The sequence below is a fragment of the Lysinibacillus sp. NPDC056959 genome, from assembly GCF_042674095.1.
GTDB lineage: Bacteria > Bacillota > Bacilli > Bacillales_A > Planococcaceae > Lysinibacillus > Lysinibacillus zambalensis.
On the sequence record NZ_JBHURE010000040.1, the window covers coordinates 1 to 22,381 of the forward strand.

Sequence of the window (22,381 nt, forward strand, 5' to 3'; positions counted from 1 at the left end):
ATAATATGTTGTTTTTGTTTAATTATAATAAAATAAAAAGAATCCATTTTGAATTAAACTCCTCAAATGGACTCTTTCCTTATCAATTCAACTATGGCTTTTTTTTAATTAAAATTACTCTTTTGGAGTATATCTCAACTGAATCATCACCCCATAGTTTTTAATACATGCAGCGAATAAGTTATCATTGCAAATACCTTTCTTCCTCCACTATACTGCGCCGTTAGTTCAACAAAGAAAAAAAGAGCTGCTTACGCAACCCAATTTTCTTCATGTAAATTTCCCTATTCCTGTTACAAGCTACTCTACGTTACCTTCTTGTAATTCCCCCGTTAGCTCATGTCTTTGGCGGGAGTTGTAGTAATGTGAGAATCAATCGTATATTACATATTGTCCTTGTTCACTTAACTTTTTTAAAAATGTAAGCATATGATTTATTTCTTCATCGGAATGTCTTTCCCATGAACTTAATTCAGCTATTATTTTCAAAGGAGATTTAGACCTATAAGAACGTGTTGGGTTTCCAGGAAATCGTTTGTCAGTTACGTTCGGATCATTTTCAAAATCACCTAATGGCTCTACAATATAAATTCTCTCTTTTGAGTTAGATCTTGCTAATTCAGCACCCCATTTAGCCGCGTTCAATGTTGCAGTAAAATATATATGGTTAGATTTTTTATCCTGATAATTGGATAAGTGCAAAGGTTCAAGCAGGTCTCCGATTTTCAGTTCTGCTTTAGTACCATGAAAGAACGGACCGGGATCTAAGATATTTTCTTTGTCATTCATATAAACGCACCCCTTATACTTTTTTTGACTTGCGTATAACAGTATAAGGTAAAGAATGGGCGAAAATGTAGTCTATAAATAATTTTCAGATGGGGTTATAATATAAGTAGAGGGTAAGACGTTAACTGTATTCAACCGTTCTTTGCAAGCGAGTTTATAGAACTGGAACTATTTCAGTTGCAGTTGATACTTTTTCCGTTTAGTTCGTAATAAAAGCCCGATCAATAGGTAAAGCATTGTAGTAATAATGCCTGCCGTGGGGGAAACAAGGAATTCTTTCCCTTGAGCAATTTTGATATAGCCATCAAGAATTAGTGGATTCACAAGTGCATCTTCTGTCATATGCATAAGGACAAGTGGCCAAATACTTTTCGTCAGTAAATAAATTTCTGTATACATTACTGTCCAGCAAATCATCGTCACAATACCTATTAACGCAAATAGCCACCTATTCACAGGAAGCACACTTAGGATATCACTTTCTGATAGGAACACTAAAAAGTACGGCATATGCCACGCTCCCCAAACACCACCTACAATACAATACAGCAAAAAATCATTTACTTTTATCGTTAAAAGTTTACTTGTCAAATAACCTCTCCAAACTGATTCCTCAAAAAAGTTTTTAACAAATTGAATCAGTAAACCACCAGCAAAAACTGAAACTAATGTATCTACATTAAAATCCGAAAAATCCATCCAGCCAAATAGATAGCTTACTAACAAAACTATAGAAGTGACGACAGGATAGACTAGGAGTGAGACAATATACCATTTTATGTTATCTTTTAAATTAGGCAATAAGCCTATATCTCGCCAACCATCTCCCGCAAAGACACGTAACAATATAGTTGTCAGCAGCGGAAATACTAACCAAATCCCCATCCCAAGTGTGTCACCTCTAGGCTGTTCAGGGATGAAGCGATCTACAAAAACGCCAAGCCAACCACATAGCAAAACAACAACTATAAAGATTATTATGTTGCGTTTAGTTTTCATTTTTCAATCCTCCTCCCTGTTTTCAAGGATTGAAATAATCCACATCGCATTGGGACAAGGAGTCTCGGGATGCAGCGCAACGTATTGAGCGATTCCTTGAATAGAACACCAAAATGCTACTGCAAGCGCTTCAGCATTCCCCTGTTTAATTTCACCTAGCAATTGCCCCTTCTCTATTAATGGAATACTCTTTTTCATTAATTTATCTGCTTCCATAAGCATTTCTTTTAAATCTTCCGACAAGGAATCAAGATGTTGTGCATTCTCCATTAGGACAAACATTTTTGCTGCAGATGGGTTTGTACGAATCATGTCAAACAACTCCTCAGCAGCAGCTGTAAAAATAGCTAACGGTGATTCATTAGTAAAACTAAAATCCATCTGAAGTCTTTCACATCCTATGCGAATTAGCTCTTCATAAAGCTTTTCCTTAGAGTCAAAATAATGAAAAAGCAACCCCATGCTCATATTAGCAGCTTTAGCAATATCAGCAACTTTCGTTTCACCATATCCCTTTCGAATAAACAAATCTAATGCAGATTGTAAAATTAGAGCCCTTCGTTGTTCTTTTTGTTCATGTCTTATTGACATTTCCCCCACCTCTTTATTGAAAGTATATTCATTGAAATATTATTCAATAAAATCGCAAATATCCCTGAAAAGTGCCCAAAAAATAAAAACTTTAATATTTGATATATCAATGAAAAAGGAACCCTTTTATATTTACGGAAGTCTAAATAGGAAATATTAGAAATTCAAAGGAGGAAATAATGAGGGTTTCTGAACTTACTGTGCTGGTTTTAGTCTATAGTGGCATCATGATTTTTTTCTTAGTTCCCTTTAAAAGCAAGGAAACAAACCGTCCAATTACTTTTAAAGAAAGTCTGCTGCACATCACTTTTCATAAAAAAGCTTTACTGGCTCTTCTTCTAATCAACTTTTTATTAGTAGCTATTTGGTTCGGTACTGAGCAGGAGGTATATCATTTTAATGCTCACAGTGGTTATCCTCCAATCAGTTCAGATTCAAAGGCAATTTTCTATATGTGCGCATTACTCGGATATACTGTCATTCTTTATGTAGCTCTCGCATTATGGATTTCCTTAAACAATTTAAAAAGGAGAGTCGAATAATTTTTAAAATACCTATAAAGTATGACGATTTTATGTACTTTAAAATAGTAATTACGCAATTAAAAAACACCATAATCACTACTATTATATTAAAAACAAATATCAGTTATTTACTATTCAACAATCCTTTAAAATAGAACACATTTCCCAAAAATATATTTTACTTTCATAGGAAAACAATTTCCTAAACGTCTTCAATTTAACACTCTTAGACAAATCAACCTTTCATCATATCAAAAACATATCTATCTTTTTTGTAAAATAATAACATGATTAAAATTAACAATTTTAATAAAAATACGAGTTGAACTTTTACAAGGAATAGAATACTATGAATTTCGAAAGGTGGTTCGCCATCATTCAAGCAATAACAATTATTTTAAAGGGGTTGGAATTATGTCAGACGTTCTAAAGCAATTTGTTATGCCGAAAACAAACTTATTTGGACCTGGAGCAATTCAAGAAGTTGGTAAACGTTTAAATGATTTAGAAGTGAAAAAGACATTAATCGTAACAGATGAGGGCTTACACAAATTAGGTCTCTCTGAACAAATTGCTAACATCATTATAGCTGCTGGAATAGATGTAGCAATTTTCCCGAAAGCAGAACCAAATCCAACAGATCAAAACATTGAAGACGGGATTGCAGTGTACCATGCTGAAAACTGTGATTCAATCGTTTCTCTTGGAGGCGGTAGTGCACACGATGCAGCAAAAGGTATCGGACTTATTGCTTCGAATGGTGGACGCATTCATGATTATGAGGGTGTTGACAAATCACAAAACCCACTGGTTCCATTAATCGCTATTAACACAACTGCTGGTACAGCAAGTGAAATGACTCGCTTCACAATTATTACGGATACAGCTCGTAAAGTGAAGATGGCCATCGTGGACAAACATGTCACTCCACTACTATCGATTAATGACCCTGAGTTAATGATTGGCTTACCTCCTGCTCTAACGGCGGCTACTGGTTTAGATGCATTAACACATGCAATCGAATCATTTGTGTCGACAAACGCAACACCAATTACTGATGCATGTGCAGAAAAGGTACTTCAGCTAGTTCCTGAATATTTACCACGTGCCTATGCAAACGGTGCAGATTTAGAAGCACGTGAGCAAATGGTTTACGCACAATTTTTAGCAGGTATGGCGTTTAATAATGCATCGCTTGGCTATGTGCATGCAATTGCTCATCAATTAGGTGGTTTCTATAATCTACCACATGGCGTATGTAACGCTATTCTATTGCCACATGTTTGCCGCTTCAACTTAACAGCACGTACTGACCGTTTTGCGAGAATCGCAGAATTGTTAGGCGAGAACGTTGAAGCGTTAAGTAAACGTGATGCTGCTGAGAAAGCAATTGTAGCAATCGAAAATCTTTCTAGAGATTTGAACATTCCAAGTGGCTTCCGCGAATTAGGTGCGAAGGATGAGGATATTGAAATCTTAGCGAAAAACGCAATGTTAGATGTATGCGCTGCAACAAACCCACGTAAAGCAACTTTAGAAGACATTAAACAAATTATTACAAATGCGATGGGCCCTGTAGCGAAAAAAGAAGAATCACTCGAAGCTATCGCACTTTCTTAATAGTAAACAAAAGGCATGTCTCTTGTAGGCATGCTTTTTTATTGCGGATGGATAACATTCGGGCATTGTATGTGACCCCAACACTCGCTATACTTTTCTTAAAAAGAATTGGAGATAAGAAGATGCGTTTAATCTCAATTTGTCCGAGTAATACTGAGCTAGTCGCTTATTTAGGCCTGACTGATCAGCTTGTTGGTGTCGATGATTTTTCGGATTGGCCATTAGCAGTAAAAGACTTACCTCTGCTTGGCCCTGATTTATCAATTGATATGGATGCATTAGAAGCATTACAGCCTGATCTTGTACTCGCATCCTTAAGTGTCCCAGGCATGGAAAAAAATATTGAAGCGTTACAAGCTAGAAATATTCCCCACATTGTTTTTAATGCCAATTCATTAGAGGAAATCGCACAGGATCTCCATACTTTAGGGAAAGCCTGTGGGGTTGAAGGTCGTGCTAAAGAAATTTCTGAGGAATATTTACAATGTATTGCTCGTCTCCGCACAGTTGCTCAAACGATTCCGAAAAAACCTACTCTTTATTGGGAATGGTGGCCAAATCCTATTTTTACTCCAGGGAACATTAATTGGCTAACTGAAATTAGTGCCATTGCCGGTGGGCAAAATCTGTTTCAGGATGTAGAACTTGCAAGCGTACAAACTGATTGGGCTGATGTAGTAAAGCGTGACCCAGACCATATTATGATGGCTTGGGTAGGAGTTGCCTTCGAGCGTATTCAACCCGCAAATTTATTAAAGCGTTCCCATGCGCAGGAGCTACGTGCCGTTAAAATGAAACAGCTCCATGTAATGGAGGAATGGCTTTATTGTCGTCCATCACCACGCCTCATAGAGGGTGCATTAAAGCTTGCGAACATGCTTCACCCAAAAGAATATAAGCACATAAAGCTTCCTAGCTTTTTAGATAGTTAAAAGAAATGGTCAATGAAGTCTTTGTTAATATTGCGGCGCTATAAATGAGAGTGATTTCCGTTCCAAGCTACTCCCTTTCGCAAAGGTAAAACATTGCTGGTGTTTCGTTTTATAACTATGACAAGCCAGAAGATACAAGCTATGTGAAATGGTTGATTGGAGTGGAGGCTGGGCGACTCCTTGGGGATCAGCGATAGAGGAACGAAGGCTAAAACCATCACGTCCTGTGATAACGCCTTCGTGACCAACATCGTGTTGGCCCGAGACCCTGGAGCGAGCAACGCGAGTGAAGCGGCTTATCGGACGCCCCCAGGAAGCTTTGCTCTGTGCGAAAGCGTAGTGCTAACGTAGCGGCAGCAACAAAGCGCCCAGCCGGAACGGAAAATCAACCCCTCGTTTTGCCGAAGAACCATACTTTATTTGCATCTTATTTTCATTAACACAATCGTTTTTTAACAAAGCAAAACATCCCCTCAAATATCGAGGGGATGTTTGACATGTTTGTTCGGATTAAACAAACTTCACCATATGGTATTTTTTCTTGCCGCGACGAACAATACTGAATGCATCTTCTAAACGATCTTTACCGTCGATGACATATTCTAATTCAGTGACCTTTTCACCGTTCACGCTAATCGCACCGTTTGTTACGTCTTCACGAGCTTGACGTTTTGAAGGAGAAATACCTGCTTCCACAAGTAACTCCACGATATTTTTATCTTCTTTCGCCATTTCAATAGAAGGAACATCTTTAAACGCATCCTTCATTTCATCAGCAGAAAGTGCTTTTAAGTCACCTGAGAATAAAGCAGCTGTAATGCGGATCGCTTGGTCTAATGCTTCTTGACCATGAACTAAACGAGTCATTTCTTCAGCTAGTGCTTTTTGTGCCTTACGTAAATGTGGTTCCTCTTCTACAGATACTGCTAAAGCTTCAATTTCTTCACGAGAAAGGAATGTGAAGATTTTTAAGTATTTTACAACATCAGCATCCGCAGCGTTAATCCAGAATTGGTAGAACTCATATGGAGATGTTTTCTCACTATCTAACCATACAGCGCCACCTGCTGTTTTACCAAATTTCGTACCGTCTGCTTTCGTTACTAAAGGAATTGTGATACCAAAAGCTTTTGTCTCTTCCTCATGTGTTTTGCGAATAACTTCTAAACCAGTTGTAATATTCCCCCACTGATCAGAGCCACCTACTTGAATGCGACAGTTGTAATGGTTGTATAAATGATTGTAATCAATACCTTGAATTAATGTATACGCAAACTCAGTAAATGAAATCCCTGTATCAAGGCGTGATGCAATTGTATCTTTTGCTAACATGTAGTTCACGTTAATTAATTTCCCATAATCACGTAAAAACTCAATCGTATTTATATTGCCAATCCAGTCACGGTTATTAACTAACTGAGCACCATTGCCATCTTCTGCAAATTCAAAAATACGCTCTAATTGGCTACGGATACCTTGAACATTTTTATCAATTTGCTCAACAGTTTGTAATTGGCGTTCTTCAGAGCGTCCAGATGGATCTCCAATCATCCCTGTCGCACCACCAACTAATAAAATTGGACGGTGGCCCGCCTTTTGGAATCGACGCAACGTTAAAAGAGGCACAATATGTCCAATATGCATAGAATCCGCAGTTGGATCAACACCGCAGTATAAAGATACAGATTGTTCATCTAATAATTTGGCCATACCTTCAGCATCAGTTTGTTGGTATAACAATCCGCGCCATTCTAAGTCTTGTAATAATTCGTTCGTCATTTTTACTCCTCCTAAGTGTTTAATAATTCCGTGTAGGGAGAAACAAAAAAGTCCCTACACGCAAAATATTGCATGCAGGGACGTTATAAACTAACGCGGTACCACCCAGCTTGAAGATGTCATCCATCTTCCTCTTCATTCAACCGCCTTTATCGCAGGCGCGCACGTCTAAGCTCCAAGCACGTAATTCGTCTCTACATTATGACCAGCTTTCACCAACCGCTGGCTCTCTATACAGGGAATATAGACACTACTGCAAGCTCTTCTTCGCTAGAAAACTATAAGCATTATTCTAAACGATTCTTTTTCATTGTCAATAATTATGTTCGACCTAAATCAATATGTGCTATAATAGACAAGATTTTAGGGGGTCGATACATTGAAAGATTGGATTGAGAAAATCAATGCAAAGATCGATGATTTAATTCAACAAAAATGGATGAAGAAATTACGTATTTCAGGAAGTGTTGCCTGGAACTTATTTTTACTATTTTTAGTCTTTGCATTGGTAGGCACTGTATTTGCCGGTTCAGTTGGCGCTGGCTATTTTGCTTCACTTGTAAAAGAAGAGCCACTACGCTCTAAGGAAGAATTACGAAAAGAAATTTTCAACTATGATTCAACAAGTGAGATCTATTTTGCCAACGATATTTATATCGGAAAATTACGGACAGATTTAGACCGTCGAGTAACAACATTAAACGCTGTCTCACCTGATGTTGTTAATGCGGTATTAGCGACAGAGGACGAGTATTTCCGTGAACATAACGGAATAGTTCCGAAAGCCGTCATCCGCGGGTTACTTCAAGACGTAACCAACTCTTCTACACAAACAGGTGGTTCTACACTAACACAGCAGCTTATTAAAAACCAAGTATTAACAAACGAAGTATCTTATGAACGAAAAGCAAAAGAACTTTTACTTGCGATGCGTTTAGAGCACTTTATGAAAAAGGAAGAAATATTAGAGGCCTACTTAAACATAATTCCTTATGGTCGTAACGCTTCCGGTCGAAACATTGCAGGGGTAGAAACAGCTGCTGAAGGTATTTTCAATGTAAAAGCAAAGGATTTATCACTTCCTCAAGCAGCGTATATAGCTGGTATACCTCAATCACCTTTTGCTTACACACCTTTCACAAATACAGGTGTACTTAAAAGTAAAGAAGCTCTGCAACCGGGTATTGATCGAATGAAAACTGTACTTTTTCGTATGAAAGACGCAGGTTATATTAACGAAGCTCAATATAAAGAAGCACTTGCTTACGATATCACTGCTGACTTCCGTTCACCGGAGATGCGCGCAGAAGATCGCTACCCATGGCTAACGTATGAGCTTGAAAGTCGAGCAAGAGACATTATTGCGGAAAAACTAGCAGAAGCAGATGGTATTGATCCAGAGCGCTTAAAAAATGAAACAAAATTAAAAGAAAAGTATACGATCTTAGCAGATCGTGATGTCCGCTCAAAAGGTTATCGTATCTATTCAACTATTAATAAAGATATGTACGATTCGATGCAAAGCGCAGCGGAAAACTTTAAAAATTACGGTCATACTTACACTGTTAAAGACAAAGACCCTGTAACAGGTGAAGAAATTGATGTCCAAATGCCTGTACAGGTTGGTAGTATTTTAATTGAAAATACTACAGGACGTATTTTAAGCTTTGTCGGTGGTCGTGATTTCGAATTAAAAAGTTATAACTATGCAACACAGGCAAAACGCTCAAATGGCTCAACAATGAAGCCTTTACTCGTATATGCACCTGCAATAGAATACGGTGTAATCGGTGCAGGTAGCCCCTTAGTCGACGTAAAATTCTCGATTGGTAGCTGGAGCCCGAGCAACTATATTACTAGTGATGAACGAGGTCTAATTCCTGCACGTGAGGCATTAGCAGATTCACAAAACTTATCAGCTTTACGACTATATTATAGTATTCTTAACAGACGCCCTGCCGATTATTTAGTAAAGATGGGGATCACAACCCTAAAGCCCGATGACTTCACAAACATTGCAGCTGGTATCGGAGGCGTAAAAGAAGGTATTACTGTTGAAGAGAACACCAATGCCTTTGCAACTTTTGCAAATGGTGGGCAATTCATAGACTCTTATATGATCGATAGAATTGAAGACCAAAATGGAAATATCATATATAAACACGAAGTTAAACCTGAACAAGTATTTAGTCCTGAAACTTCTTATATCATTACAGATATGTTACGAGATGTGCTAACAAAAGGAACAGGTACTGTAGCAAGAAATACATTAAAATTCTCTGCTGACTTTGCCGCTAAAACAGGTACTTCACAAAACTACAAAGACGTGTGGCTAGTTGGTTATAACCCGAATGTTTCTCTTGGTGTATGGATGGGTTATGATAAAAATCAATCACTATATGCATTTAATAATACGTATCAACAGCCTAGCGTGCGAATTAACAAGCTATGGGGAACCTTAATGAATTCTGTATATGATGTAGATCCACAGTTAATTGCCCCTAAAAATAGATTTGTGCAACCGAAAAACGTTGTCACTGCATCATTCTGCGGTATTTCTGGTTTAGCGCCATCTGCAGCATGTGCTAATGCTGGTCTCGTGCGCTCTGATTTGTTTAATGCGAAAGTATTTTTACCTTCACAAGCTGATGATAGCTTAGCTTCTTCAAGCGTTGTTACAATAAAAGGTAAAACCTATAATGCCCTTCCTAGCACACCAGCAGAATTTGTAAAAGCAAGCGGTGCAGGAATTAATCAGGCATTTATTAAACGAATGCTTGGCCCACTTGGCGGTAATCCGGCCAGCCTATTACCAAAAAATTCGACATTAGCGAATTCATCGGTATCAGCTGTTAATTTCCCAGCAGATAGCAGTGCACCAGCAGCAGTATCTGCTTCAATTAATGGGAATACATTATCATGGACTGGCTCTTCAAATGATGTAGTCGGTTACCGAATTTATAAAGTAACAAATGGCGAAAGAACCCTTGTTGGATCAGTGCTTGAATCATCACAAAGCATGACGGTAGCAAGTGGTCAAGCCTATGTTGTTGTCGCTGTAGATATTACAGGTTTAACTTCACCGCAATCCAATATCGTTTCTACGGGTGGCGACGCAAGTGAAAAACAACCTGAAAAAGACAAGGAAGAAGAGGTCCCAACAACTACTCCACCGACTGACGGCGATGAATCGGACAAAAATGGAAATGGCTCAGAGAATGGCGATGGGTCTGATGGTAGTAACGGGAACAGCGACGGTTCTGGAAACACCGGGAATGGCTCAAATAACGGCAACGGTTCTGGAAACACTGGAAATGGCTCAAATAACGGCAGCGGTTCCGGAAACACTGGGAATGGCTCAAATAACGGCAACGGTTCCGGAAGCACTGGAAATGGCTCAAGTAATGGCAACGGTTCCGGTGGCACTGGAAATGGCTCAAATAACGGGAACGGTTCTAATGGAGGAAACAACGGAAATATTACTCCGCCGACTGACCCACCTAAACAATAATAAACAGGCAGGCATACTACATTTAAAAAGTGATTGTAGTATGCCTGTTTTTTTGTCATTATATAGGTGACTATTAATTTAAAGGGGTGGAAGTAATTGAACATTTTAATTTTAGGAGGCACTCGCCTTTTTGGTAAAAAGCTTGTTGAGCTTTGTCTTCAAAATGGGCATAACGTAACTATTTTAACACGTGGACAAAGTGGAAATCCTTTTGGTACGAAGGTGAAACAGCTATTTGTTAATAGAGATGATGCCGATTCGTTGTCACAGGCGCTATCAAGTACTACATGGGACATTGTCTATGATAATATTTGCTACTCTCCGAATGAAGCTCTTAAAATATGTGAAATTTTAGAAGGTAAAACGAAAAAGCTCGTTTTTACATCTACTCTATCCACCTACGAAATAGACGGCAATGTCAAAACAGAAGAAGATTTTAATCCATTTAATTATGAAATTCGAATGGGGAATCGCGAAGATTTTTCATATGGTGAAGGAAAGTGCCAAGCAGAAGCAGTACTTTTCAGAAACGCTACGTTCCCTGTTGTCGCCGTCCGTTTCCCAATTGTTATGGGTGTGAACGACTATACACGCCGTTTACATTTTCATGTTGAACGAATTTTACAGGAACAGCCTATTTCATTGCCAAATATTGAAGCAAAAATGAGCTTTATTACAGATGACGAAGCAGCTGCATTTTTGTATTTTGCTGGCATTACATCAATTGAAGGCGCTTATAACGCAACAGCGGCAGGTGCAATTTCATTAAAGGATTTGCTAGGTCTTATTGAAAATGCAACCGGAAAGCATGCAAAAATAGCTCTTGTAGGTGGCAATGAAAAGTCACAGTCACCATATGGGGTTCCAGCAGATTGGTATATGTCAACTGCAAAGGCAGAAGCAGCAGGCTTCACATTTAGTCAACTTCACGATTGGCTCCCTACACTAGTAAAAACATTAGTAAAAGAACTGCAATAAAGTGAAACTTTAATTAGTGGGGTGTTCTTTACCCCACTAATTATTAGTCTTCACCAATCGGGTTTTTACGGGCAGTTAGTCTCTCCTAATTTCTTTGCCCTCATTGAATTCAAAGTGGGAGGACCTGATTCTTCTCTTTTGATACAGATAAGCGACAGCAACAATAAAGCGCCCAGCCGGAACGGAAATCAACCACACGCATTAAAAAATCTGCTAGATTTCTTGTGAAGAAGTCTAGCAGATTTTTTTATCGTATATAATTGTCCAGATACTACAACAGTATCGTTTTCAAAATCGCAATTGCTTCATCGATTTCTGCCTTTGACACGGTTAATGGAGGTAATAAACGTATAACATTTGGCCCTGCACCTACTAATAATAAGCCGTTTTCCTCTGCCGCAGTTATATACGAGGCTACCTCAGAATCACCACAGCCAATGCCAAGAAGTAAGCCTTTGCCCTGTACGGTATACGCAGAAGGGAGATTCTCTTTTAACTGCTTCACAAAATATGCGGATAGCTCCTGTACATTTTGTAAAAATGCAGGTTCAAAGACATGATCAAGCACAGTTTCAGCAACACGCATTGCAAGTGGGTTTCCACCGAATGTTGTCCCATGTGTGCCAGGACTAAATGTTTCATATAGCTCTGCTGTGCCAAGCATACTACCGACAGGGAAACCTCCACCAAGCCCTTTTGCCAACGTTACAATATGCGGCTTTAAAATCGTTTGTTCAAAAGCATATTTTGTTCCTGTTCGTCCAATACCCGTTTGAACCTCATCGATTATTAGTAATATTCCTTTGTTGTCACAAGCTTTAGCTATTGCTGCTGCGAATTCTGGTGATACGCTGTTAACGCCACCCTCACCTTGAATCATCTCCAACATAATTGCTGCGACAGAATCGTCAACCGTTGCTTCAAGTGCTACCACATCATTAAAAGGAAGAATTGTAAATTTTTCAACAAGTGGTCCGAAGCCGTTATGTACCTTGCCCTGACCTGTTGCGGACATTGCTCCAAAAGTTCGTCCATGAAAGGATTTCTCGAAAGTAATAATATGATTTTTTCCTGTATGCTTACGTGCAAGCTTGATGGCAGCTTCATTTGCTTCCGCACCACTATTACAGAAAAATGCATATGAAAGATGTGTATCAACTATTAATTTTTGTGCAACTTTCTCCTGATCAGGAATAGCAAATAAATTAGAAATATGCCAAAGCGTTCTACTTTGATCATGAATAGCCTCCACAATCGCTGGATGTGCATGACCAAGACTCACTACAGCAATTCCACTTGTAAAATCTAAATATTTTTTCCCAGCAGCATCTTCAACAACTGTTCCTTGCCCTTTGACAATTTGGGCGCGGCGATTTCCATAGTTTCCAAATAAAGCACTCATCTAATCACCCCTACTTAAATTCATAGCTAAAAATCTTCAATCTTACTCAACTATATTGCTACCAATATGCCATTAGAACAGTCATTCCTACTAAAACGAAGAATAACTTTCAAAGGTGAAGACAAGCATTTAATTCAAATGAGATAAAATTGTCGTACCTACTAAGGATTCCCCAACAATTTGCACGGATGGAATACCTGAATTTAAGCATTCGAGAGCTCCTTGAACCTTAGGTATCATCCCACCGTAAATATGCCCCTCCTCTATCCATTGATTGATGAAAGAAGGTGTTACTTTCGATTGATATTCATCGTTTATTCGAATACCATTTACATCTGTTACAAGTAATAAGCTATCTGCCTCTAAAGCTAGTGCGATTTCACTTGCTATCGTATCTCCATTAATATTCAACGCTTGACCATGTACATCCGCTCCGACGCAAGCAATAACTGGTACTACCCCTGCATTTATTAATGTTTCTAGCAAAGGTGTATTGATGGTCTTCACTTCACCAACAAAACCGAATACATCTTTATCTAAATAATCGGCTACAATCAACTGATCATCAAATCCGTTTAAACCAATTGCAGCTATGCCAGCCGTTGTTAATTCATGAACAAGCGCCGGATTGACCTTTCCTAATAACGTTGACTGTACGATATCCATTACAGCTTCGCTCGTTACACGAATACCGTTTATAGCATGTGATTTTATTCCACGCTCCGCTAGTTCACGATTGATAGCTGGGCCACCACCATGGGTAATAATAAGCTCTGCACCGCTCTCTTGAAGTTTTTTAAAATTCTCAAAAAATGATTCATTTAACCCTTCTAGCGTACTACCCCCAAGCTTAATAACCATTCGTTTACGAGCGATACGAGGCATTGATTTGAACGTAGTCATAAGTTAGATCACATCCCCAAGCATGCCCCTTGCCTTCCCCAATACCAAGTGACACATAAATTTTCACTTCATGCATTTTTAAAATTTGAATTAACTCATCCTCCGAGAATGGAACTGGCTCACCGTTTTCAACCATAGTTACACCGCCAATTTGGATCGTAATTTTTTCCGGATCAACCGTTGCGCCACTATAGCCTACAGCAGCAATAATACGTCCCCAGTTTGCATCACAGCCAAATACTGCCGTTTTCACAAGCGGTGAACCGACTACTGTTTTAGCAATTTTACGCCCTTCTTCATCCGAAATTGCCCCTTCAACTTCAACCTCAATTAGCTTCGTTGCACCTTCACCATCTTTGGCAATCATTTTCGCTAAGTCTTGAGCTACTGTTTTCAAAGTAAAGTAGAAGTTTTGCCAATCTGGATGATTAGGAGTTAGAGCTTCATTGCCTGCTAAGCCGTTTGCCATCACAACTACTGTGTCATTTGTAGATGTATCTCCATCCACTGTAATTGCATTAAAAGTCAAGTTTGTTAGATCAGATAAAGTAGCCTGTAGAACTTCTGATTCAATATTTGCATCTGTCGTAATAAAACCTAGCATTGTCGCCATATTTGGTTCAATCATACCCGAACCTTTTGCAACACCAGCGATAATAACCTCCTTGCCATCAACGATAGTACTGTAACTTGTGTTTTTCATAACGGTATCTGTTGTTAATATCGCTTGGGCAAAATCAATCGCACTTTCTAAATTATCCTTTGGCACTAACTGATTAATCCCATTTGCTACTGGCTCCATATTCATAATTTCACCGATGACACCTGTCGAGCAAACTCCTACTAAATTTGCCTCGATACCAAGCTTTTCCGCTACTAGGAATTGCATTGTTTGTGCATCCTTCGCCCCTTGCTTCCCTGTACATGCATTAGCATTTCCGGAGTTGACAATCATCGCCTGCATTTTTTTCGTTGTGTACACAACTTCCTTTGTTACTTTTAATGGTGCTGCCTGCACAGCATTCGTTGTAAAGACACCTGCTACACTCGCTGGTACTTCACTGACTAATACAGCTAAATCCTTTTTCTTATGCTTTAAACCACAGTGTAAACCCGCAGCTTTAAAGCCCTTTGGTGAAACAATATTTTTACTTGATAATTTTTTCATCATACTTGCGGATGCTATTAATGTCATAAAATCTTTCCTCCTTAGTTAATCAATTATCCTCGACGTAAGAGATAAGAAATATTTGAAGCTGACGCTATGCTTTCGCTACATAAAACATTTTTCTGAAAGAAGTTAAATAAAGAATGGAACGACATCCAATCCTGTAATTTGTGGTAAATCTAATTGAACGTTCATATTTTGAATGGCTTGCCCAGCAGCCCCTTTGACTAAATTATCGATAACGCCAACGATTGTGGCACGATTCGTACGGCTATCTACTTTCACTAAAATATCGCAATAGTTCGAACCTTTAACACGGTTTGTTCCCAGACTATTAGCATCTGTAACAATCCGTACAAACGGATGCTTTTCATAAGCACTCCGTAAACAAGCTACTAGCAGCTCTTCTGTAACACCAGGCATAACAGGTGCATATGAGGTAGATAAAATCCCTCTAGTCATTGGCACTAAATGCGTATTAAAAGTAATAGTTGTATCGACCCCTGTAAACATTGAAATAGCCTGCTCAATTTCTGGTATATGCTGATGTGCATTCGTTTTATAGATGGATAAACTTTCATTCGCCTCGCTAAAATGCGTTGTTTGCGATGGTTTATTTCCGGCTCCTGAAATCCCACTTTTTGCATCAATCACTAAAAAGTTCGAATCAATCAATCTTTCTTTTAGCAACGGTAACAACGAAAGTAATACCGCTGTTGGGTAACACCCTGGATTTGCGACAAGAGAAGCATGTTGAACATTTTCTGCATTCCATTCGGTTAAGCCATATACACTTTGTTGAATGATTTCCAATGGTGCCGCTTTTTTACCGTACCACGCTTCATAGCTCGCTGGATCTTGTAAACGAAAGTCACCAGACAAGTCTATTAATTTAGGACCTTTCCCTACCAGCGGAGGTAATAGCTCACTTGTCACCCCTGAAGGCGTACTTGTAAAAACAACATCAAATTTCTCTAAAGCCCCATAATCAATTTTTTGTAAAGGTGTATCGGCTATATGAACGAGATGACCAAACTTAGAAGAAAAAGTGACACCCTCTTCTGAGGATGTGAATAAATCGATCCGCTCCACCGCTTTATGATTATGTAAAAATCGAATAAGCTCTAATCCACCATACCCGGTTGCACCAACAATTCCTACTTTCAATGCACTCACCTCTGAAATAAGTTAAAGTTAGTATACGTCTGCATATTTATTAAGTCAACTGAATTTTTATTTATATTTAAACTTTTCTAAATATTTACTGATTATTATCATAACGTGGAGTTTATTTCCGTTCCGACTGCGCCCCTTGCCGCTGCCGCTTCGCTGCAGGTTTTCCTAGGAGGTATAAAATTTGAAAACTAATTTCTCTAATATCGAGTAAGGCATCTTTCTACTTAAAAGGAGATGTTTTATTATGCAAAAAATTTTTGTATACTATTTTCTGCTTTTAATTAGTAACTAACGGTAAAATAGAAGTAAATATCCCGTTAAATGAAGTAATACACACCTTCTATTGAATTAATAATCGTGAGACAATCTCGATAATCATTCATTAGGAGGTTTTTTCATGACCCGATCAGAACGTCAACTCTTATGGTACTCACGTATTCAAGCCTTTCAAGACAGCAGTGAAACAAGTGTCGCTGCTTGGTGTGCTAAACAGGATGTACCGGTTCAAAGTATGTAAAAGACACGCTCCCAAAATCACCGCAGCCAGCACAGTGGCTTCCGGTAGCGATTCGAGAATCCGTCATTTCAGACACTGTTCCAATTGTCATTAAGATAAAGGGGATTTCCATCGAACTGCCACCAAATTTCGAGGAAGCAACGCTCACCAAAATCCTACATTTGGTACGAAACCATGTTCACTAATATTCGGATGGATCAAGTCTTTATCGCTTGTGGTGCGACAGATTTGCGAAGATCCGTCGATGGCCTGGCCGCTATTGTACTTTCAGCTTGATCCCTTTTCTTCTCATCTATTTGTCTTCTGTAATCGAAAGAAGGAGTTCGGCACAACTTGTCAAATTCTTTTAGCTATGAAAAAGGTCGAACAACACCCATCACTTACAATTGAAGAACTCGCAATGAAGAATGCCGAATTGGAAAAACAAAAACGAAGTCCCCACAGGTAACAGATAAAATCATTTGTAAATAGGGTGGCTCACCTGACAAACATTTAGTAAATCTAGCTGTTGCGCGTTGATACTTCGTAATGTGCATGTGCATTGTTCAATTATTTGGAAGGCAAGTTCTCGTTACTCAAAACTACTTTGTCACAGTACTTTAGAAACATTGTCAACATTGCCAGCAACGTATTGAGCGAGAATTCAGGCATTTTCGTTCAGATATAGTCGGTATCGTTATCTTGTAAATCATAGATAATATCGAATGACAATATAAGTATTCCAATAGCGACACCAATCTTATAAATAGTTTCGTTAAAAGTATCTGCATATTCCTCGAAATGAATGACACACAAAGTACCAAAAGGATATTTACCAGATATTTAAATAACAATTTTATTAACAGAGTTAAATATGGAAAAAAGATGTATTTTTTGGTAATATAATCAATAAATACAGTGTTTAAAGGAGGCCTTGAAAAAATTAGGCAAAAACATTAAAAAATAAATTCATCTTTAGATACAATTCTTGCTGAGAAAAAATTGATTGGCGAAGAATTAAAGGAGCTACTCCAAAGTTTTAAAGAAAAAAAGAAGCAGCCAGCTTTTAAAATTGTAAATGCTTTTGATACAGAGCTAACAGAAATTTTTATTGTAAACGCCACCTGGATTTTAAGATACACAGACACTACAATAACAAAAAAACGTCGGTTGTAGTGTCGGTCTCAAAAATGATAGATTCAAAATAACTCGAGGATAAATGAATCACTATAGTAATTAACAGAGCTAGAATTAGATCTACAAATTACTAACCAGTAACCTTAATTTGAATAACTGTTAATTAAAAGAAGTGTACTAATGCATTTATCTAAAATTAAGAAGTCATTTTTTTACAAATATAACAATACAGTTGGAATAGGAGGATACTCCTAACAGGAGTCCTTTCTTTTGGTTGATGTTTAGACGTAATAACCTCACCATAAATGGATTCTATTTTCACCTTTTAAGTAAAATAAAGAATCCCTTAAAAAAGCTGCCTTATCGGCTTTCCTATGGGATTTTGTGTTGAATAATGAATAATCTAGGTTCTATTAAAATATTAAGAGGTAAGGTATTTATATGATAGAAAATGGAATTAATGAGTTTATGTTAAATAATAGAATTAATAAGTTTATATTAAATAATGGAATTAAAGAAATAATAGGTAGGTGTGAATACTATAATTTAGAATGCGAAGATGATTATTTTTATTTAATTGATTCAGGTATAGCTTTACTAAAACAACAGACTATAACAGGTAAAGAGATAATATTAAAGATAATGAAAGCAGGTAACATTTACATCTGTAATAAGAGTATTAACGATCAAATGTCTCTGTACTTTAAGGAAAATGGTAGTGTGATAAGGGTCTCCAGAAAAAAGTTATTAATGCAAAAAGAAAATAGCGAATTAGTAAAAGAAATCAATGAATATTTACTTAATGAATCAATGAAGAAAGATATGATGTTACGAGATTTGTTGGTATGTAATAAGACTGGGAATTTTATATCAATGATTATAAGATTATCAAATTCTTTTGGCAAAGCAAAGAACGACGAAATTATCATTGATATAAAATTAACGCATGATGAATTAAGCCAATGTTGTGGAACAACTAGAGAAAATATTAGTAGAACAATGAAAGATTTAATTGAAAAGGAAACAATAGAATACCGAAACTCAAGAATAATAATAAAAAATATAAATCAATTAAAGGATTTGATGAATTGTGAAGACTGCCCAATTCATGTATGTAACACCTTTTAACTTTTACCAGTCTCCGATTATACCTTTTTTAGAGCAACGGAATACATATGCATCTCGCTTGAGCACTTTGTATTTATTACTCTAAATGTTTTAAAAAAATAAACTGAAATTACGTGTTCACTAATGCGACGGTAGAAGGGAAAATAGTTTAATCAAATCCCTTCAAAAGCGTCATTTTTTCACACGTAACCCGTAGTACTACAAAGAAATTATTTTAATCGAGTACAAGGCAGAATGGATTCAGTACGGTTCTTAGTCAAGCTCGTATTTTGGTGAAGAGCCTTAATTGATTCTACAAATTTTACATATTGTAACAAATATCACTGAAATTCTTTATTTAATATTTTATATTGATAGTGTAAGACATTCTGATATAGGAGGTACAATACTATGGAACAAGGCGTAATGGTTAGTAACAAAGGTTGCTCTGCTTGCTCAATTGGTGCTGCTTGTTTAATCGATGGACCTTTCCCTGATTTTGAAATCATGGGGATAACTGGTGTTTTTGGTATATCATCGTAATTAACAAAGATGCTCGGGCAAAATAATTTCAGTGAAAGAAAAATCCGAACTATTAATTGAAATTCTAATCAAATTTCGTATTAGTTTGGATTTCTTTCATTATAATGGTTTTCGTGATGTTTTATTGCTCAGCTTTCAGTTAGGGGATTTCCGTTATTTCCAAACCACTTTGTACTAAATTTAGTTAAATTGGAGTTGAAAAATTTGTCTAATTATATCGCATTTAATGAATCTTGTAGATTACACCAACTACCTAATGGTGGTGTGATAGAAGTCAAATACATAAATGATGAAAATAATATATTTGATTTTGAGTACCTTGACTTAAATTCTTCAGCATTTGAAGCATGTACAAATTTTGATGGCACCAAAACAATTGAAGAAGTTTTAAATAACATGTGTCAAAAATATCAATGTGATATTAAAGATCATATTAATTGGTACTCAAAACTGGTAGAAGATTTATATAAAAAACAACTTATTAAATTCACAACGCATTCCAATAAAATAAATATAAATTTGTCTGGTAATAAATATTATATAACACCTCTACATGCAACTTTTGAAATTACTCATAAATGTAATTTAAAGTGTGAACATTGTTATCTAGAAAGTTCGCCTGACATTGAAGATAATTTAACTCTTGATGAATTTAAAAGTATAGCTACACAAATGTATGACAACGGAGTATTAACATGTGAAATTACAGGCGGCGAAATCTTTGTTCACCCACAAGCAATGGAAATTTTAACTTTTGCTCTAAATAAATTCAGGAAAGTTGGAATATTAACAAATGGAACTTTGTTAAAAGAAGAAATTCTCAACCTACTTACAAGTTATAAAGAAAAAATTATTATTGGTATTTCCTTAGATAGTATTTACCCTAATAAGCACGATGAATTCAGAGGTAGAAAAAATGCTCACAAACAAACTTGTAAAAATATCAAAAGATTATCTGATAATGGCCTTTTTGTAAGAGTCGGTATGTCTATATATGAAGATAATATGTGGGAAATAGATGAAATGGCTACACTTGTAAGAGGTTTAGGTGCTTCAGCATTTGCATATAACTGGATTGATGACTTTGGTAGAGGAAAAGATATGAATCAGTTAAAATTAAATAAGAAGGGGGATATTTCATTTTCAGAGTTTGAAGTTAGTGTTATCAAAAATAATGAAGATATTATTCCTTTAGTACCTATCAAAAAAAATAAAGCAAATAATTGTGGTGCAGGTTGGAGATCAATTGTAATGGATCCTCATGGTAACGTAAGACCTTGTGCACTTTTCCCAAAAGAATTTTCAATTGGAAATTTGAAGAAGGAAACTTATGAACAAGTATTTTCAAAAGACATCGTGAAAAAACTATGGGAAATACAATCACCTCAAAAAAGCGCACTTTGTAGCGAAAAATGTCCATTAAGCGGATACTGTTCTGGTTGTTACTTAAAAGGACTTAATGCGAACAAAAATCATAGAAAATCTCATTGTAATTGGGTAAAAGGTCAAGAACTTGAACCACTATTAGAATTCGTTTAAGGAGGTTAATATGAAAAGGGGACTTTTAACAATTATTATTAGCATTATTTTTTTACTTGGCGCAATTTCTTTCGCTTTTAGAGAAAATTGGCTATTTGCAGTGTTATTTATTATTACTGCAATTTTATATTTCAGTAAATATGTCAATAAAAAAGGTAAATAAGTATGGAAATAATAAATACTAAATCTCTAGATATATGGTACGATCAAAAGAATCTAATATTAAAAGATATAAACTTATCTCTAAATACCGGAGCTATCTATGGTTTACTAGGTAAAAATGGTTCCGGAAAAACAACACTCATGAATACACTTTGCGGTGTATTAATGTCTTTCAAAGGTTCCGTGAAAATCGGAAAAAAGGATTTTAGTAATAGTTCAAATCAAAGGTTTATTCATGATTCTAAGAATCAACGTTTTTTTATTCCTGATTTCCCTATGATTTTACCTTATATGAACAGCATCCAATTTATTACTTTTTTACTAAAAACCTATAACAGTTCATTCACCGAAGAACAAATATTAGAAATATCTGAAAGGTATAATTTTTCTCAATACTTGTATACGCCTATGAAAAATCTATCCCTTGGAAATAAGAAAAAGGCATCTATTATCTGTTCAATAATAATAGATGCTCCAATTCTTATATTTGACGAACCATTAAATGGATTGGATATACAAAGTATTGATACTTTTTTAGAAGACTTAGAACAGCTTTCTAATAATGGAAAATGTATAATTATCTCTTCTCACTTATTAGATATAATAACAAAAATTACACCGAATATTATCTATATTACAAATCAAAAATGTTTTCAAATAAAACTTCATAATAATGATAACATTAGAAAGGTGTTATCGGACTATGATCAATTATAATTATTTTAAATTTCTATTATTATATGAAAAAAATAAAAATAATCTTAAAAGTATTATTGGAACTTTTTTTTCTGTATTTATTTTAATTTCTTTCGAAACGTATTTATTAAGTTCTATTAAAGGGAATATGGATTTTTTAAATAATAATTTTTTTAAACTTTTCATTATACTTCCTTGTTTGCTAAACATTAATATTTATTGGATTTCATTTAGAAATAGCAATCTTTACCAAACAATTAGTTTAATACCTATACAATTAAGAGAATTTTTAACTACAGCAAATATATATATATTTATTAGTAATACTC

General features: G+C 36.4%; 19 protein-coding genes and 1 other annotated feature. Of the genes, 11 read left to right on the forward strand and 8 right to left on the reverse strand.

Annotated features, from left to right (window positions below; translation table 11 throughout):
- Positions 1-372: 372 nt before the first annotated feature.
- The 3 genes from arr to ACFTQ7_RS23780 all read right to left on the reverse strand — a co-directional run bounded on the left by arr (position 373) and on the right by ACFTQ7_RS23780 (position 2,379).
- Entirely contained in the window at positions 373-789 is a 417-nt protein-coding gene (gene arr / locus ACFTQ7_RS23770) for an NAD(+)--rifampin ADP-ribosyltransferase (RefSeq protein ID WP_386831678.1), read from the reverse strand.
- Between the two features lie 168 nt (positions 790-957).
- Entirely contained in the window at positions 958-1,788 is an 831-nt protein-coding gene (locus ACFTQ7_RS23775) for a CPBP family glutamic-type intramembrane protease (RefSeq protein ID WP_386831680.1), read from the reverse strand.
- Positions 1,789-1,791: 3 nt separating this feature from the next.
- Positions 1,792-2,379, reverse strand: a complete 588-nt coding sequence (locus tag ACFTQ7_RS23780; RefSeq protein WP_386831682.1) for a TetR/AcrR family transcriptional regulator — start codon at positions 2,377-2,379, stop codon at positions 1,792-1,794.
- Positions 2,380-2,558: 179 nt separating this feature from the next.
- Between ACFTQ7_RS23780 and ACFTQ7_RS23785 the strand changes: the two genes are divergently transcribed.
- The 3 genes from ACFTQ7_RS23785 to ACFTQ7_RS23795 all read left to right on the forward strand — a co-directional run bounded on the left by ACFTQ7_RS23785 (position 2,559) and on the right by ACFTQ7_RS23795 (position 5,455).
- Positions 2,559-2,921, forward strand: coding sequence for a hypothetical protein (locus ACFTQ7_RS23785; RefSeq protein WP_386831684.1), 363 nt, complete (start codon positions 2,559-2,561; stop codon positions 2,919-2,921).
- 396 nt (positions 2,922-3,317) lie between these two features.
- The gene (locus ACFTQ7_RS23790; RefSeq protein ID WP_386831686.1) at positions 3,318-4,523 is read left to right on the forward strand and encodes an iron-containing alcohol dehydrogenase; all 1,206 of its coding nucleotides are present in this window, start codon (positions 3,318-3,320) and stop codon (positions 4,521-4,523) included.
- Between the two features lie 122 nt (positions 4,524-4,645).
- Positions 4,646-5,455 (forward strand): cobalamin-binding protein, encoded by an 810-nt coding sequence (locus ACFTQ7_RS23795; protein ID WP_386831688.1) that lies wholly within the window; start codon positions 4,646-4,648, stop codon positions 5,453-5,455.
- 510 nt (positions 5,456-5,965) lie between these two features.
- Here ACFTQ7_RS23795 and tyrS read toward each other — a convergent pair.
- Complete coding sequence (gene tyrS, locus ACFTQ7_RS23800) at positions 5,966-7,234, reverse strand: tyrosine--tRNA ligase (protein WP_386831690.1); 1,269 nt, start codon at positions 7,232-7,234, stop codon at positions 5,966-5,968.
- A 73-nt stretch (positions 7,235-7,307) separates the two neighbouring features.
- Positions 7,308-7,511 (reverse strand) — a binding site (T-box leader).
- Between the two features lie 102 nt (positions 7,512-7,613).
- On the opposite strand from tyrS, the gene ACFTQ7_RS23805 reads away from it, so the two are divergent.
- Both ACFTQ7_RS23805 and ACFTQ7_RS23810 read left to right on the forward strand, forming a co-directional pair.
- The gene (locus ACFTQ7_RS23805; RefSeq protein ID WP_386831692.1) at positions 7,614-10,745 is read left to right on the forward strand and encodes a transglycosylase domain-containing protein; all 3,132 of its coding nucleotides are present in this window, start codon (positions 7,614-7,616) and stop codon (positions 10,743-10,745) included.
- Positions 10,746-10,841: 96 nt separating this feature from the next.
- Positions 10,842-11,723: an NAD-dependent epimerase/dehydratase family protein gene (locus tag ACFTQ7_RS23810; protein ID WP_386831694.1), complete on the forward strand. Its 882-nt coding sequence runs from the start codon at positions 10,842-10,844 to the stop codon at positions 11,721-11,723.
- A gap of 271 nt (positions 11,724-11,994) precedes the next feature.
- Here ACFTQ7_RS23810 and ACFTQ7_RS23815 read toward each other — a convergent pair whose 3' ends face one another.
- The 4 genes from ACFTQ7_RS23815 to argC all read right to left on the reverse strand — a co-directional run bounded on the left by ACFTQ7_RS23815 (position 11,995) and on the right by argC (position 16,363).
- Positions 11,995-13,125 carry an acetylornithine transaminase gene (locus ACFTQ7_RS23815; RefSeq protein ID WP_386831696.1) on the reverse strand — a complete coding sequence of 377 codons (1,131 nt, stop codon included), beginning with the start codon at positions 13,123-13,125 and terminating at the stop codon, positions 11,995-11,997.
- A gap of 129 nt (positions 13,126-13,254) precedes the next feature.
- Entirely contained in the window at positions 13,255-14,028 is a 774-nt protein-coding gene (argB, locus tag ACFTQ7_RS23820; RefSeq protein ID WP_386831698.1) for an acetylglutamate kinase, read from the reverse strand.
- Entirely contained in the window at positions 13,991-15,223 is a 1,233-nt protein-coding gene (gene argJ / locus ACFTQ7_RS23825; protein ID WP_386831700.1) for a bifunctional glutamate N-acetyltransferase/amino-acid acetyltransferase ArgJ, read from the reverse strand. Before argJ ends, argB begins: the two co-directional genes overlap by 38 nt.
- Positions 15,224-15,328: 105 nt before the next feature.
- Positions 15,329-16,363: an N-acetyl-gamma-glutamyl-phosphate reductase gene (gene argC / locus ACFTQ7_RS23830; protein ID WP_386831702.1), complete on the reverse strand. Its 1,035-nt coding sequence runs from the start codon at positions 16,361-16,363 to the stop codon at positions 15,329-15,331.
- A 2,083-nt stretch (positions 16,364-18,446) separates the two neighbouring features.
- Here argC and ACFTQ7_RS23835 point away from each other — a divergent pair.
- The 6 genes from ACFTQ7_RS23835 to ACFTQ7_RS23860 all read left to right on the forward strand — a co-directional run.
- Positions 18,447-19,133: a Crp/Fnr family transcriptional regulator gene (locus ACFTQ7_RS23835; protein ID WP_386831704.1), complete on the forward strand. Its 687-nt coding sequence runs from the start codon at positions 18,447-18,449 to the stop codon at positions 19,131-19,133.
- 390 nt (positions 19,134-19,523) lie between these two features.
- Positions 19,524-19,655, forward strand: coding sequence for a subtilosin A family bacteriocin (locus ACFTQ7_RS23840; RefSeq protein WP_386831706.1), 132 nt, complete (start codon positions 19,524-19,526; stop codon positions 19,653-19,655).
- A 204-nt stretch (positions 19,656-19,859) separates the two neighbouring features.
- Positions 19,860-21,194, forward strand: coding sequence for a radical SAM protein (locus ACFTQ7_RS23845; protein WP_386831708.1), 1,335 nt, complete (start codon positions 19,860-19,862; stop codon positions 21,192-21,194).
- A gap of 10 nt (positions 21,195-21,204) precedes the next feature.
- Entirely contained in the window at positions 21,205-21,357 is a 153-nt protein-coding gene (locus ACFTQ7_RS23850) for a hypothetical protein (RefSeq protein WP_386831710.1), read from the forward strand.
- A gap of 2 nt (positions 21,358-21,359) precedes the next feature.
- A complete protein-coding gene (locus ACFTQ7_RS23855; RefSeq protein ID WP_386831712.1) occupies positions 21,360-22,073 on the forward strand; it encodes an ATP-binding cassette domain-containing protein in 714 nt (237 codons plus the stop codon).
- Positions 22,060-22,381, forward strand: a 322-nt coding sequence (locus ACFTQ7_RS23860; RefSeq protein ID WP_386831714.1) for a hypothetical protein, incomplete at its 3' end; no start/stop codon positions are given. The genes ACFTQ7_RS23855 and ACFTQ7_RS23860, both read left to right, overlap by 14 nt.